The 13669-nt window shown below is 68.3% G+C and carries 14 protein-coding genes and 1 riboswitch; of the genes, 2 read left to right on the top strand and 12 right to left on the bottom strand.

The genetic code is table 11. The features are described from left to right. Positions 1 to 132: 132 nt before the first annotated feature. The 7 genes from C5O27_RS07965 to hpt form a co-directional block, all read right to left on the bottom strand. On the bottom strand, positions 133 to 648 hold the full coding sequence (locus tag C5O27_RS07965) for a DUF3180 domain-containing protein (RefSeq protein WP_127962409.1): 516 nt from the start codon (positions 646 to 648) through the stop codon (positions 133 to 135). After that, positions 645 to 1172 (bottom strand): 2-amino-4-hydroxy-6-hydroxymethyldihydropteridine diphosphokinase, encoded by a 528-nt coding sequence (gene folK, locus C5O27_RS07960; protein ID WP_127962408.1) that lies wholly within the window; start codon positions 1170 to 1172, stop codon positions 645 to 647. Before folK ends, C5O27_RS07965 begins: the two co-directional genes overlap by 4 nt. Continuing rightward, a complete protein-coding gene (gene folB, locus C5O27_RS07955; RefSeq protein ID WP_127962407.1) occupies positions 1169 to 1540 on the bottom strand; it encodes a dihydroneopterin aldolase in 372 nt (123 codons plus the stop codon). The genes folK and folB overlap by 4 nt, the downstream gene beginning before the upstream one ends. Continuing rightward, positions 1533 to 2441, bottom strand: a complete 909-nt coding sequence (folP, locus tag C5O27_RS07950) for a dihydropteroate synthase (RefSeq protein ID WP_444542574.1) — start codon at positions 2439 to 2441, stop codon at positions 1533 to 1535. The genes folB and folP overlap by 8 nt, the downstream gene beginning before the upstream one ends. A gap of 17 nt (positions 2442 to 2458) precedes the next feature. Next, positions 2459 to 3070 carry a GTP cyclohydrolase I FolE gene (folE, locus tag C5O27_RS07945; protein WP_127962406.1) on the bottom strand — a complete coding sequence of 204 codons (612 nt, stop codon included), beginning with the start codon at positions 3068 to 3070 and terminating at the stop codon, positions 2459 to 2461. A 10-nt stretch (positions 3071 to 3080) separates the two neighbouring features. Continuing rightward, positions 3081 to 5522, bottom strand: a complete 2442-nt coding sequence (ftsH, locus tag C5O27_RS07940; protein ID WP_127962405.1) for an ATP-dependent zinc metalloprotease FtsH — start codon at positions 5520 to 5522, stop codon at positions 3081 to 3083. A gap of 179 nt (positions 5523 to 5701) precedes the next feature. After that, on the bottom strand, positions 5702 to 6265 hold the full coding sequence (gene hpt / locus C5O27_RS07935) for a hypoxanthine phosphoribosyltransferase (RefSeq protein ID WP_005197838.1): 564 nt from the start codon (positions 6263 to 6265) through the stop codon (positions 5702 to 5704). A 315-nt stretch (positions 6266 to 6580) separates the two neighbouring features. On the opposite strand from hpt, the gene C5O27_RS07930 reads away from it, so the two are divergent. Further along, entirely contained in the window at positions 6581 to 7306 is a 726-nt protein-coding gene (locus C5O27_RS07930; protein ID WP_127962404.1) for a DUF8020 domain-containing protein, read from the top strand. Positions 7307 to 7334: 28 nt separating this feature from the next. Here C5O27_RS07930 and tilS read toward each other — a convergent pair whose 3' ends face one another. From tilS to dacB, 3 genes are read right to left on the bottom strand one after another with little or no spacing between them, the layout of a single operon-like run. Then, a complete protein-coding gene (gene tilS, locus C5O27_RS07925) occupies positions 7335 to 8285 on the bottom strand; it encodes a tRNA lysidine(34) synthetase TilS (RefSeq protein ID WP_127962403.1) in 951 nt (316 codons plus the stop codon). Beyond that, positions 8264 to 9358: a zinc-dependent metalloprotease gene (locus C5O27_RS07920; RefSeq protein ID WP_127962402.1), complete on the bottom strand. Its 1095-nt coding sequence runs from the start codon at positions 9356 to 9358 to the stop codon at positions 8264 to 8266. Before C5O27_RS07920 ends, tilS begins: the two co-directional genes overlap by 22 nt. Next, on the bottom strand, positions 9355 to 10755 hold the full coding sequence (gene dacB / locus C5O27_RS07915; RefSeq protein ID WP_482788944.1) for a D-alanyl-D-alanine carboxypeptidase/D-alanyl-D-alanine endopeptidase: 1401 nt from the start codon (positions 10753 to 10755) through the stop codon (positions 9355 to 9357). The genes C5O27_RS07920 and dacB overlap by 4 nt, the downstream gene beginning before the upstream one ends. 224 nt (positions 10756 to 10979) lie before the next feature. On the opposite strand from dacB, the gene C5O27_RS07910 reads away from it, so the two are divergent. Then, the gene (locus tag C5O27_RS07910; protein WP_006357037.1) at positions 10980 to 11492 is read left to right on the top strand and encodes an inorganic diphosphatase; all 513 of its coding nucleotides are present in this window, start codon (positions 10980 to 10982) and stop codon (positions 11490 to 11492) included. A 196-nt stretch (positions 11493 to 11688) separates the two neighbouring features. Here the strand turns inward: C5O27_RS07910 and C5O27_RS07905 are convergent, their stop codons facing one another. Further along, complete coding sequence (locus C5O27_RS07905) at positions 11689 to 12141, bottom strand: hypothetical protein (protein ID WP_127962401.1); 453 nt, start codon at positions 12139 to 12141, stop codon at positions 11689 to 11691. Continuing rightward, complete coding sequence (locus C5O27_RS07900; protein WP_127962400.1) at positions 12138 to 13487, bottom strand: aminotransferase class V-fold PLP-dependent enzyme; 1350 nt, start codon at positions 13485 to 13487, stop codon at positions 12138 to 12140. The genes C5O27_RS07905 and C5O27_RS07900 overlap by 4 nt, the downstream gene beginning before the upstream one ends. Positions 13488 to 13504: 17 nt before the next feature. Then, positions 13505 to 13619: riboswitch (SAM riboswitch) on the bottom strand. Between the last annotated feature and the right edge of the window lie 50 nt (positions 13620 to 13669).

Below are 13669 nucleotides of genomic sequence, written 5' to 3'. Positions count from 1 at the left end.
TTCACACGCGAACCGGGTTCGGAGTTTCTCAGATCGGCGACGTGTTATGTCGCCCATATTTCGCCGTGTGCGCCGGAGTCGGTTCGGGTCACCCATGCCGAGAATTCCTCTGTGGTGGTCGACGAGCGGATGTCAGGAATCGCCGACGGCGGGCGGGTCCTCGGGAGCCCGGCAGCAGTACTCGAGCCACATCGCCGCGCACACCAACAGCACCCCGCCGATCAGACCCACGATCGCACCGGGCCGGTCCTGGTCGGCGGCCGTCACATCCTGCTGTCCGAGGAGGAAGACCAACAGTCCGGCCCATACGCCGACGGCGATCGCCCCGAGGATGGCAGATGCCTTGGCGAGGGCCAGCACTCGCGCCGCAGTGAGCGGATGCAGTTGTCCGCGAGCGCGACCCACCTCGCGGGACTCCACCCTCGACCGCACGACGAAGGCGATGACGACCTCCAGCGCGGCCAGCACGTAGAGCACGACCCCGGCCAGCAGCGGTAGCGGCGGGAAGTCGTTGTAGTTGTAGCGCACCAGAATCCACGCGGCGATCGCAGTGACCGCGGCGATGACGACGAGATCGCGGAGTCGGGTGGGTCCGAGACCGGTTTCCTCGTCGTCCTGCCCCGGACGGCGTGGGTCGGGAAGAGTCATGATGCGCCACCCCCGGCCGGGCGGAGGTGCTCGACGGCACGCACCGCGTCCCGTTCGGCGGCGTCGAGGGCATCGATCAGCTCACGCACCGGCCGCTCCCCCTCCGGCGTCCACAAAGTGGCCTCCGGTTCGATCTCCAACCACGGGATGAGGACGAAAGCACGCTGCGCCGCCCGCGGGTGCGGAAGCGTCAGCACCGGGTCGTCGTCGACGACGACGCCCCCGGCCTCCGTGACGGAGATGACGTCGACATCGAGAGTTCGCGGCCCCCAACGGACTTCACGGGTACGGTCGGCGGCCTGCTCCAGTTCGTTGCCCCGGTCCAGCCATTGCCGCGCGCTCAGCGGCCCGTCGACGATGAGGGTGATGTTGAGGAAGTCGTCTTGTTCGATACCGCCCCAGGGTGGGGTCGCGTACACCGCGGACACCGCGACGAGTTCGTCTCCGAAACCCTCGACCACCGACCGCAGGTGGCCCAGTGAATCCCCGACATTGGAGCCGGCCGAGAGAACCGCGCGACTCATCGCATGCCCTTCCTGGAGCGGCGGGTCACCACCGCGACGTCGTCGAAGGTCAGCGGGATCGGTGCCGACGGCTTGTGCACGGTGACCTCGCAGGCGGAGATGCGTTCGTCGGCCATGATCGTGTCCGCGACCTCCGCACCGACCGTCTCGATCAGGTTGCGGGGCTCGCCCCCGACGATCGCCGCGACCTGCTGGGCGAGTGCGCCGTAGTCGACCGTCTCGGCGAGGTCGTCGGTGTCGGCGGCGGCACGCAGGTCGAGCCACAGGGTGACGTCGATGAAGAAGTCCTGGCCGTCCTCGCGCTCGTGGTCGAAGACCCCGTGATTCCCACGGACCTTCAGTCCGCGTAGTTCGATCCGGTCAGCCATGCGACCCTCCTGCTCCGAATGTGGTGCGTGAGCCGCCCGCACGCCAGGCCTCGGCGACGGTCACGGCGTCGTAGGTGCTCGCCACATCGTGGACGCGGACGCCCCAAGCGCCGGCCGCGGCGGTGAGCGCCGAGATCGACGCGGTCGCGATGTCGCGGCCCGCGGGCGGACGGTCGACGCCGTCGCGACCGAGAAGTGTGCCGAGGAACCGTTTGCGGGAGGCACCGACGAGGACGGGGAAACCCAGCCCGATGAAGGTCGGGAGCGCATGCAGCAGAGCCCAGTTGTGTTCGGCCGTCTTGGCGAAGCCGAGTCCCGGATCGAGGATGAGCTGATCCGGGTCGACGCCTGCGGAGACCGCGGCGTCGACCTGCGCCAGCAACTCACCGCTGACCTCGGCGACCACGTCGCGGTACCCACCGACATCACCGATGCGGTGGGTGAACCGACGATCCGTGCTCTCCCCCGCCGGCCGCCAGTGCATCAGGATCCAGGGCAGTCGGGCGTCGGCGACCACGCGCGCCATGTCGGCGTCGGCACGACCACCGGAGACGTCGTTGACGATCGAGGCACCGGCCTCGATGGCGGCGGCCGCGACCTCGGAGCGCATGGTGTCGACCGAGACGACGACGCCGTGTGAGGCGAGGGCTGCGATGACCGGGGCGACGCGCTTCGCCTCGAGGTCGGGGTCGACGCGGATGGCGCCCGGACGGGTCGACTCACCACCGACGTCGATGAGGTCGGCGCCCTGCTCGATCAGCTGGAGTCCGTGCGCGACCGCTGCGTCGGTGTCGAGGTAGCGACCGCCGTCGGAGAAGGAGTCCGCGGTGACGTTCAGGACGCCCATCACCAGCGTCCGGTGGTTCCCACCACCGGCCGGGACCGCGCTCGAGGGAGTCATCGGAGGATCGGCCGGGGTCACCGGGTGATCAGGTCGAGGGCTTCGCCGCGGGATACCGCACTGGTCTTGAAGATTCCGCGGACGGCCGACGTCGTGGTGGTCGCCCCCGGCTTCCGGATGCCCCGCATCGCCATGCACAGGTGCTCGGCCTCGATGACGACGATGACGCCGCGGGGTTCGAGCTTACGCATGACCGCGTCGGCGATCTGACTGGTCAACCGCTCCTGGACCTGCGGGCGCTTGGCGTACAGGTCGACGAGCCGCGCCAGCTTCGACAGGCCGGTGACCCGGCCGGACGTCCCCGGGATGTACCCGACGTGCGCGACACCGTGGAAGGACACCAGATGGTGCTCGCAGGTGGAGTACATCGGAATGTCCTTCACCAGCACCAGTTCGTCGTGGTCCTCGTCGAAGGTGGTCGCGAGGACCTCGTCGGGGTCGGTGTACAGGCCGGCGAACATCTCGCGGTAGGCGTTGGCCACCCGCGTCGGGGTGCGGACCAGACCTTCACGTTCGGGGTCCTCGCCGATCGCCAGCAGCAGCTCGCGGACCGCGGCCTCGGCACGTGCCTGATCGAACTCCGACCGGTGCCCATCCACCACGGCGTCGCGCCCCTCGCTGATCGTCATGCGTCAAACCTTACGAGCTTCGCCCGTCATCACCCTCACCGGCACTGTCCGTCCGGGCATTCCCGTTGTCGCCGTGCCGGCCCCAGCCGTTGGTCCCGTTGGGGGCGGGACGATCGGCCGAGGGCTGCTCCGGCGGCCATCCCGGTGCCGACCAGTCGCGCGGCGCACCGTAATCCGGGCGGGTGCCGCCGGTGTACGGACCACCGGGCGGCGGAGCCGACTGACCGGGGTTCGGGTACTGGGGATTCGGATACCGGGGAGCCGGATTCTGCGCACCCGGATACTGCGCACCCGGGTACTGGGGGTCGGGGTACTGGGGGTCCGGGTACTGGGGATTCGGGTACTGGGGATTCGGGTACTGGGGGTTCGGGCTCCCCGATGCAGGCGGGACCGGTCCGCCCTGGGCACCCGGCTCCGGGTAGACCGGCGGGTAGTTCGGGACCTGACCCGGAACCTGCGAACCACCCGGGTAGCCCGCACCGACGGGTTCGGGGATCTTCGCCGCCTCCGGCGGAGGCCACGGCTCGCCGCGCTCGATGGCGAGCTCGCCCGGCGTCTTCACCGGCGGCTTGTCGCTCGGGGTCCGCTCGCCGAAGTCGTTGAACGCCGTGATCCGCGGACGCTTGACGACGTCGGAGAAGATCTTCTCCAGGTCCTTGCGGGTCAGCGTCTCCTTCTCGAGGAGTTCGGTCGCGAGCACGTCGAGGGTGTCCCGGTACTCGGTGAGGATGGCCCACGCCTCCGTGTGCGCTGCCTCGATGAGTCGACGGACCTCGTCGTCGATCTCGCTGGCGATCTCCGCCGAGTAGGCCGACTGCGCACCCATCGAACGACCCAGGAACGGATCACCCTGGTCCTGGCCGTACCGCACGGCGCCCAGCTTCGCGCTCATGCCGTATTCGGTGACCATCGCGCGGGCGATCTTGGTGGCCTGGTCGATGTCCGACGACGCCCCGGTGGTCGGCTCGTGGAAGACGAGTTCCTCGGCGGCGCGACCACCCATGGCCATCACCAGACGCGCGATCATCTCCGAGCGCGTCATCAGGTCCTTGTCCTGCTCGGGCACGGCGAGGGCATGACCGCCGGTTCGTCCCCGGGCGAGGATCGTCACCTTGTAGATCGGGTCGAGATCGGGCATCGCCCACGCGGCCAGGGTGTGTCCGCCCTCGTGGTACGCCACGACCTTGCGTTCGTGCTCGCTGATGATCCGGCTCTTGCGACGCGGTCCGCCGATGACCCGGTCGACGGCTTCCTCGAGTGCTTCGCCGGTGATGGTCTGCTTGTTCTCACGCGCGGTGAGCAGGGCGGCCTCGTTGACGACGTTGGCCAGGTCGGCGCCGGACATGCCCGGTGTGCGCTTGGCGAGACCGTCGAGGTCGGCGCTCGAGTCGATCGGCTTGCCCTTGGCGTGCACCTTGAGGATGGCTCGGCGCCCCGCCATGTCGGGGTTGCCGACCGGGATCTGGCGGTCGAAGCGACCAGGGCGCAGCAGTGCGGGGTCGAGGATGTCGGGACGGTTGGTGGCCGCGATCAGGATGACGCCCGACCGGTCGCCGAAGCCGTCCATCTCGACGAGCAGCTGGTTCAGCGTCTGCTCACGCTCGTCGTGGCCACCGCCGAGGCCTGCACCACGTTGGCGGCCGACTGCGTCGATCTCGTCGACGAAGATGATGCACGGGCTGTTGTTCTTGGCCTGCTCGAACAGGTCTCGCACGCGGGATGCACCGACACCGACGAACATCTCGACGAAGTCCGAGCCGGAGATGGTGAAGAACGGGACCCCGGCCTCACCGGCGACCGCACGCGCCAGCAGGGTCTTACCGGTTCCGGGCGGGCCGAACAGCAGCACGCCGCGCGGGATCTTCGCGCCCAGGGCCTGGTAGCGGGCCGGATTCTGGAGGAAGTCCTTTATCTCGTAGAGCTCTTCGACGGCCTCGTCGGCGCCGGCGACATCGGCGAAGGTCGTCTTCGGCATGTCCTTGGAGAGCTGCTTGGCCTTCGACTTGCCGAAGCCCATGACACCGCCGCGGCCACCGCCCTGCATGCGGCTCATCACGAAGAAGAACAGACCGAACAGCAGGATCATCGGCAGGACGAAGATCAGGATCTGCCACAGCACCGACTGCTCGTTGACGTTCGTCGTGTACTTGGTGCCGGTCTCCTGGACCGCGTCGAAGATCTGTTCACCGGCCTGGGCGGGGTACTTGGTGCTGATCTTGTCCGCGTCGGCGTCGTCGACCTTGATCGGCGAGTTGAGCTCGATGCGCAGCTGCTGCTCGCGGTCGTCGATGCTGATGAACTTGGTGTTCTTCTTGTTCAGCTGCTCCAGCGCGACGGAGGTGTCGACGCCCCGGTACTCGCGGTCGGAGTCGCTCATCACGCTCCAGCCCCACAGGGCGAGCAGGACGAGCGCCAGGATGGCGAGGTTGCGGAAGACTGTCTTACGGTTCATGCCAGTTGGTGGGGGTTCGACCGGCGTGCGGGATCGAGTCCCGGCGCCCACTCCGTTCCCATGTCCTTCCCATCGACGTACACATTGAGGCTACCGGTCAACGATCACGCTGGTGAAACCGTTCCCGTCGCATGATCACCGACACGGCGCGCAGGTCGTGGCGGGTTCGGGGTCGCGGATCAGCTGCTGTAGACCGCGGGCTTGAGGCGCCCGATGTAGGGCAGGTCCCGGTAGCGCTCGGCGTAGTCGAGCCCGTAACCGACGACGAACTCGTTCGGGATGTCGAAGCCGACGTCGGCGACGCGCACCGGCGACCGGACGGCCTCGGGCTTGCGGAGCAGGGTGCACACCTCGAGGCTGCGGGGCGAACGCGTGGCGAGGTTCTTCATCAGCCACGACAGAGTGAGCCCGGAGTCGATGATGTCCTCGACGATCAGGACGTCGCGGCCTTGGATGTCGCGGTCGAGGTCTTTGAGGATCCGCACGACGCCGGACGAGGAGGTCGACGAGCCGTAGCTCGACACCGCCATGAACTCCAGCTGGGACGGGATCGGCAGGGCGCGGGCGAAATCGGTCATGAACATGACCGCTCCCTTGAGCACCCCGATCAGGACCAGGTCGTCCTCGATGGCGGTGTACCGGGAGGCGACGGAGTGGGCTAGTTCGACGGTGCGCTGCTTGATCTGTTCCTCGGTGATCAGAACAGCGTCGATGTCAGCGGCATAGGGGTCAGCGGACTGCACCTTTACAGCTTGTCATGTTCCGCGGGTCACTTGACCGACGGGTGGGAATCGAAGGCGAGGTTCGATGTGCAACACAGTGTCGTCCGATCGTACGAGTTTCAGTCGCCGGGGAGGCCCGAGTGGTCACAGTGAGATAACGAAAAGTAACATTGGCAACTTGCGAAACATTTCCTACCAATTACGGGGACCATTTTGTGAACGTGAATCCGCACCGGCGAATTGCCGGGTTAGCAGGTAAAACCATCCCTGTGTAATGATCGATCTCGATTCCCCAGCTCCCCCTTGGGGAACACCTCCACGGAAAGATTCCCCTTCATGCCACTGGTACGACAGGACGGGGCTTTGTCGCGTACCCGCAGACGCACACTGGTCACCGTTGTCATCTCCCTTGCCGTAGTTGCGATCACAGCACTTGCCGGCACCGCTCAGGCCGCGCCGAAGCAGGACGTGAAGCCTACGTACGACGCGTCTTGGAACGCTTCGTCGCTCACACTCACGCTTCACAATGCATCGGCAAACACCGATAACGGGACGCTGTCGATTCGCGGCCTGTCCGGAGCCGAGCTGTTCCGCATGCCGCTCTCTTATCGCAAGGAATACAAGCAGTTCCCGATCGATGTCCGAAACGCCGGAAACAAGGTCACGCTCATTCCTTCCAAGAGTGCAGCCCGCGCCGTGCCGGTGAAGCCGGTCGAGGTGGACGCGCTGCGCGGTATCGCCAAGCATCAGGTCGCAGCACCGGAGACCCGGCAGGAGCGGGACGATCAGGCGCTGGTTCGCTTCCAGCAGCAGCTCAATACCGGTATGACCATCTCGTCGCTGGTCGGGACGATCATTGGCGGCATCGCTGGCGGAGCTCTGGGCTGTGCAGTCACCGCAGTACCCCTCAGTCCGATCGGATGCGTGCTCGTAGGCATTCCCGTGGGAGCGGCTGCGGGCGCGATCGCTGGCTTGGCGCTTGGCGGCAGCGGCTCCCTGATCGGAGCAGCCATCCAGTACTTCGAAACGATCAACTCGCCCTTCAAGGCACCCAAGAAGTAGGTCGCAGACCTTTTCCTGACGGTCCGTCTCACCTTTCGGTGAGGCGGACCGTCAGCGTTTGACCACTACGTTCCACGACGGTCCGCACGCCCGGGTCCCCGCCGATCGCCACCTGCGCGCCCCCGTTCTCACCGACGAGCCGGTCGACCGCGGCGATCACCCGATTCGTCGGCTCGGTGGCCCCGACGTCGAGCAGCCAGCGACGGATCACCCTGGTCCGCACCGCCCTCGGCACGTCCTGCAGCGGTCCGATCTCGAGTCCGTCGACCGTGCGGGCGCTCCCCCACACCGCCCCCGCCCAGGCGTCGAGGGCGTCGTTGTCGTCCTGCAGACCGTCCGCGGTGCGGCCCAGCGCAGGCACGACGCCGCCCTGGAGAACGTCGTCGAGCATCGGGATCACGTCGGCACGCAAGCGAACCCGGGTGAATCGCGGGTCGCGGTTGTGCGGGTCGTGGTGCACGGCCAGCCCGAGTTCGGTACACACCGCGAGCGTCTGCATCCGGCGCACTCGCAGCAGTGGCCGACCCCACGGGGCCTTCCACGCACGCATGCCGGCGATCGAACGCGCCCCCGAACCGCGTGCGAGTCCGAGCAGCACGGTCTCGGCCTGGTCGTCGGCGGTGTGCGCGAGGAGGACGGGTCGGCCGTCCCGGGCGGCGTCGAGCGCGGCGTACCGCGCCTCGCGGGCGGCTGCTTCGAGGCCGCCGCGGGTCCCGACCCTGACCTCGAGCACCCGGGCGGCGGCACCGAGTTCGCGAGCTGTGCCGGCGGCCCGGGCCGCGACCCCGGCGGACCCCTCCTGAAGACCGTGGTCGACGACCAGTGCGGTGACGTCGAGTCCCGCGCGAACGGCCGCCGCCGTCAGGGCGAGCGAGTCCGCGCCGCCGGAGAGCCCGACGCAGACGGAGGCGTGCGGGTCGTCGAGAACGGTGGTCGCGAAATCCGCGACCACCCGCGTCACAGCACGCGTCGAATCCATGCCTGCGGCGTGTCGATCTCGTCCGGAAGCGGCATCGTCTCGGGCGAGGTCCACACCGTGTTGAACCGCTCCATGCCGACGGTCTCGACCACCTCGTCGACGAAGGCCTTGCCGCGGACGTACTGCGCGATCTTGGCGTCCATGCCGATGAGGGCGCGGATGATGCGTTGCACCGGGTTCTGCGGTGCCTTGCGGCGCTTGTCGAAGGCGGTCCGGATGCGGGCGACGGTGGGGACGTGCGCCGGGCCGACGGCATCCATCACGTGGTCGGCATGCCCCTCGAGCAGCGTGCCGAGGACCATCATCCGCTGGAAGGCGTCGAACTGCTCGGGACTCTGCAGCAGCTGCATCGCACCGATGATGCCCTTCTCGCGGGGTTCGGAGCTCTTGAGCGCCTTGGTCATCCGCGTGACGATCTCGGTGGTCGACTCACCGGTCTCGGAGGTGAGGACGGCGACGTTGTCCTGCATGTAATCGCGCAGCCACGGATTGGCCGAGAACTGGACGCGGTGCGTGACCTCGTGGAGGCACACCCACAGACGGAAGTCCGACGGCACGACCTTGAGCTGGCGTTCGACGTTTATGATGTTCGGTGTCACGACCATCAGCACGCCGGGTTCACCGGTCTCCGGGTCCGGCGTGAACGGGTCGTACTGGCCGAGGATGGCCGTGGAGAGGAAGGCGAGCAGACCTCCGGCCTGGACCCCGCCGAACTTGGCCGCGAGGCCGGGCGAGGTCATCTCGAGACCGGCCTCCGATCCCAGCATCGATCGCATCGAGACCGAGGCCGCGTCGATCCACCCCGACCGGTCCAGGACTCGGGTCGTTGGAATGCGGAGCCCGTCGGCGAGACCGGTGACCTCGCGGACCGGTGCCTCCGCACGCGTCGCCGCGTCGGCGAGCTCGGCCTGCGCGGCCTTGTAGGTGTAGGCCGTGGTCTTGGGACCGGGACGGACGAGCCGTTTCGCCGTCGACGCGGCGAGCGTCCAGTCGATCTGCGAGCCGATGCTCAGGCGGGTGTCGTCTCCCACCGGCTCGACCGCGGCCTTGCTGTCGGTTCCTGACATGCTCATCGGCACCCGCACTCTCTGAGTTGACCCACCACGGCGTCCAAGGCGGGTCTCGCGTCCGCCGGCGAGGTGCCACCGGACATGAGGGCGAACGACAGCACGCGGCCATCGATCGTTTGGACTATGCCCGTCAACGAACTGACGCCGGTGAGTGTTCCGGTCTTCGCGCGCACCCATCCGGCACCGGGTGTCGTGGCAACCGGGAAACGGTCGGCGAGTGTGCCCGTACCGGCGGCGATCGGCAGACCGTCGAGCATCGGTCGCAGCTTCGGATGCGAGGCTCCGCTGGCCGCTGTCATCACGGCGTCGAGCAGCGCAGGCGTCGTGCGATTGGCGTAGGAGATGCCCGACGCGTCGGCCAGCGTGGTGCCCTTCCATCGGTCGGGGAAGGTGGTCGACAGGACCTGCCCGATCGCGTCGACGCCGGCGGCAAGGGTCGCGGGTCCGCCGCGATGCCTCGACAGTTCGACCGACAGCGTCTCGGCGAGCACGTTGTCGCTGTAGCGGAGCATGTCGTTGACCCGGGTCACCAGCGGTGCCGACTCCACCTTCGCCACGACGCGGTCGCCGGCGGGTGCGGACGCCTCGGTCACCGGCGCATCGACGCCGAGCGCTGCGGCCAGAGCCTCGCCGGCCATGATCCCGGGCGTCGCGGACCGCGGCGAGTACTCGTCGAGCGGTTCGAGGCGGGCGCCGTCGACCATCAGCGACTCGATCGGTGCGATGTCGCCGCCCTGGATGTCCCGACGGTCCCAGGTCCGGTCCATCGTCGGGCCGGAGAAGGCACTCAGGTCAACCGCCACCGAGGTGACCGGGATGCCGGCCTGTTTGATCTGCTCGGCGAGGTCGGCGATGCGGGCGGGTTCGCTGTAGAAGGTGTCGGCATCGGCGGGCTGCGCGGTCAGGGTCGGATCGCCGGCGCCCTTGAGGATCACCTGTCCGTTCGACCCGGCGACAACCGTCGTGGTCAGGCGCGCATCGTGCGGCATGGCCTCGAGGAAGGCCGCGGCCGAGAGCACCTTGTCGTTCGACGCCGGGATGCGCGGACGGGTGGGGTTGCGCGACCACAGGACCTCGCCGGTCAGCGAGTCCGAGATCATGCCGCTCAGGACGCCGAGCGCCGGATTCCGCAGCGCGGGAGCGATCGCCTGGGACACCCCGGCCGGGGTCGGGGCCGGAGCGGTGGCGGCGACCGGGTCGATCTGCGGGTCGAGGGAGATCGCGGCGGGCTGCGGCGGGATACCCGGCGGCAGCTCGGCCTCCTTGTCCAGGCGGAGCGCCACGACCACGGCGGCGGTCGACACCAGGGCGAGGACCACGACGGCGACGATCGTCCACCAGAGGAGTCTGCGACTGCGGGGTCTGCCATCACGACCTGCGGGTCTGGTGGTTGCGCCCACGAAGCCTCCGGATCTCTCGCACTGCCCTTACCGATACTGCACTGACCGACCGATACGACACCGGCCGAAATGTCGGATATGCGCGACCCGAGGTCCGAAACACCCGCGAACTGCGGGGGGTACGAAGCCCGAGGTCGTGGGACTAACAGTATCGTTGTTGCGACGCGCGGCCATCTGGGCCGTCCGGCGATCACACCCCCGATCCGCAACTGCCAGGAGGAACAGTGGAATTCGATGTGACCATCGAGATCCCCAAAGGTGGCCGAAACAAGTACGAGGTCGACCACGAGACGGGGAAGGTCTACCTCGACCGCTACCTGTACACCTCGATGGGCTACCCGGCCGACTACGGCTACATCGACGGCACCCTCGGTGAGGACGGCGACCCGCTCGACGCGATGGTCCTGCTGCCCGAGTCGGTTTTCCCCGGCATCATCGTGCGCGCCCGCATCGTCGGCATGTACACGATGACCGACGAAGCCGGCGGCGACGACAAGCTGCTGTGCGTGCCCGCCGGTGACGTGCGCTGGGACCACATCAAGGACATCTCCGACGTGTCGGAGTACGAGCTGGGTCCGATCTCGCACTTCTTCGAGCACTACAAGGACCTCGAGCCCGGCAAGGAGGTCCAGCCGGGCGGTTGGGTCGGCCGGGAGGCTGCCGAGAAGGTCGCCCAGGAGGCCATCGACCGTCTCGCCGCTCACCCCGACGAGGCCAACGAGCCCTCGCGCGGCTGACGCCACCCGAGCAGTCACTCACCGACCGCCGACGACACATGCTGTCGTCGGCGGTCGGCGTTTGCGGCAAGCCCGACCACGGGTCGATGTCATCTCGACTGACAGACGTCGATCGACGTCTGTCAGTCGAGATGAGGTTCGCCAGTCAGATGCTCGACATGCCCCACGACACGAGAGCGCAGCAAGCCTTGATGGCTTAGGCGACCCGGTGACGCGCCTCGGCGAAGGCCGGGAGCACCTGCTCGCGTATTCGGCTGTCGGTGGCCGAACCGTCGATCGGGACCAGGATCACCGCGTCGGCGACCTCGGCGGCGTAGATGTCGCGCAGCAGGGTGATCAGCCCGTGGGTCGTGCCGACGTAGCGGATGGTGTCCGAGTTGTCGGTGGCGGCTCCGGCCTGCGCGACCGCGGCGCGTGCCGATGCCGCGTGCGGCGCGATCGCGACCTCGATCTCGAGGGCCACGACGAAGTTCGCCTGGTCGTGGGTGCCGGCCCGCAGCAGCGAGCGCGCCCGTTGGGCGTCCCGCAGGGTCTCGCGACGCACGACGATCGGGAAGGTCTGTGCGACAGCATCTCCCGCGATCGCGACCTGGAAGCCGGGACGGCCGATGGTGACGGCGGTGCGCGGAGTGTCGATGTGGACGGTCATGCGGGATACCCCTCGTCGAGTTCTGGTCGGGCGGTGGTCGTTCCAGCGCTGAGTGCGCCGAGTGCGTCGAGCAGGCGGTCGACGTCGTCGGAGGTGGTGCCCGCACCGAAGCTGGCGCGGACGGCACCCTCGGGATGACCGAGCCGCTTGAGCAACGGGTGGGCGCAGAACTTGCCGTCCCGCACACCGATTCCGTGCTCGCTGCTCAGATATTCGGCGACGGCCCGCGGCGCGAAGCCGTCGATCGTGAAGCCGGCGATGCCGACGCGGTCGGTCGAGTCGGTGAAGATCCGCAGCGGACGGACACCGTCGATGCGAGCGAGACCGGCGTCGAGCCGCTCACCGAGCCGGAGCTCGTGAAGGCCGATGACCTCCGGACCCAACTCGGCGAGCGCGGCGCACGCCTGGGCGATCGACACGGCGCCGAGCACGTTCGGCGAGCCGGCCTCGTGGCGGGCGGCGCCGGTGTGCCAGGTGGTCCCGGCCGAGCTCTCTCCGCCGCCCAGCTCGACGTCGGCGGTCGCTCCCCCGCCGGCGAGGTACGGGTCGGCGGCGTCGAACCAGTCGGACCGTCCGATCAGGACGCCGGCACCGAACGGTGCGTAGGCCTTGTGACCGGAGAACGCCAGATAGTCGATGCCGTGGCTGACGATCGAGATGGGGCGATGTGCGACGAGCTGCGCCGCGTCGACCAGGATGCGTGCGCCGTGGCGATGGGCGATCGAGGCCAGCCTGCTGATCGGGAGGACCTCACCGGTGACGTTCGACGCGGCGGTCACCGCGAGCAGCGACGCCGGCTTCGAGGCGAGTTCGGACTCGATCGCGACGAGGGTGTCCTCGATCGTGTCGCAGGCGGTGACCACGCGAGCCCGGTTGCGGCCGTCCTTCGGTGCGCACCACGGCAGCAGGTTGGCGTGATGCTCGATGTCGAGGACCACGACGTCGCCGGGCGTGATGTGGGCGGCGAGGTTGATCGCGTCGGTGGTGTTACGGGTGAAGACGACGGTGTCGTCGACGCGGCCGCGGACGAAATCGCGCACGGTCTCACGCGCAGCCTCGTAGCGACGGGTGGTGACCTGCGAGAGGTGACCTGCACCGCGGTGCACGCTCGCGTACTCACCGAGCGCGCCGGCGACCTGCGCGGCCACTGATGCCAGCGCCGGGGCGCTCGCCGCGTAGTCGAGATTGGCGTAGCCGACGCTGTGTCCGGCGGCGACGGGAACCTGCGCATCCGCACCGACAACCGGTGCGAGCGCGGGGATGGAGGGCGCCCGGTCCGGGATCGCGGACCCCGCGGCACGGGTCGGGCGGACGATGGTGACGGGTGCCGAGAGCACAGCAGTCATGACAAGAACTCCTCGAGAATCCACACTTGCCGCATTCGGGTTCGAACGCAGCCAGGTCGTCACCCGGAGCACCCCACCGTGGAGGAGGGTTGCCGACCAGCGAGCCGGGGCTTGTCACTGGCACTCATGACCTGCGACAAGGTTCGCGGATCCCGGAGAAGGGTGTCAATTTAGATTCACCG

It is taken from the genome of Gordonia alkanivorans (genome assembly GCF_004011905.1).
Classification (GTDB): Bacteria; Actinomycetota; Actinomycetes; order Mycobacteriales; family Mycobacteriaceae; genus Gordonia; species Gordonia alkanivorans.
Note: the sequence above shows the minus strand (reverse complement) of the source record. Positions and strands in the feature narration are given on the sequence as shown.

Excerpts from the sequence above, each read along its gene's own strand:
- C5O27_RS07965 (WP_127962409.1), bottom strand. The coding sequence starts at position 648 with ATGACTCTTCCCGACCCACGCCGTCCGGGGCAGGACGACGAGGAAACC.
- folK (WP_127962408.1), bottom strand. The coding sequence starts at position 1,172 with ATGAGTCGCGCGGTTCTCTCGGCCGGCTCCAATGTCGGGGATTCACTG.
- folB (WP_127962407.1), bottom strand. The coding sequence starts at position 1,540 with ATGGCTGACCGGATCGAACTACGCGGACTGAAGGTCCGTGGGAATCAC.
- folP (WP_444542574.1), bottom strand. The coding sequence starts at position 2,441 with ATGACTCCCTCGAGCGCGGTCCCGGCCGGTGGTGGGAACCACCGGACG.
- folE (WP_127962406.1), bottom strand. The coding sequence starts at position 3,070 with ATGACGATCAGCGAGGGGCGCGACGCCGTGGTGGATGGGCACCGGTCG.
- ftsH (WP_127962405.1), bottom strand. The coding sequence starts at position 5,522 with ATGAACCGTAAGACAGTCTTCCGCAACCTCGCCATCCTGGCGCTCGTC.
- C5O27_RS07930 (WP_127962404.1), top strand. The coding sequence starts at position 6,581 with ATGCCACTGGTACGACAGGACGGGGCTTTGTCGCGTACCCGCAGACGC.
- tilS (WP_127962403.1), bottom strand. The coding sequence starts at position 8,285 with ATGGATTCGACGCGTGCTGTGACGCGGGTGGTCGCGGATTTCGCGACC.
- C5O27_RS07920 (WP_127962402.1), bottom strand. The coding sequence starts at position 9,358 with ATGAGCATGTCAGGAACCGACAGCAAGGCCGCGGTCGAGCCGGTGGGA.
- C5O27_RS07905 (WP_127962401.1), bottom strand. The coding sequence starts at position 12,141 with ATGACCGTCCACATCGACACTCCGCGCACCGCCGTCACCATCGGCCGT.
- C5O27_RS07900 (WP_127962400.1), bottom strand. The coding sequence starts at position 13,487 with ATGACTGCTGTGCTCTCGGCACCCGTCACCATCGTCCGCCCGACCCGT.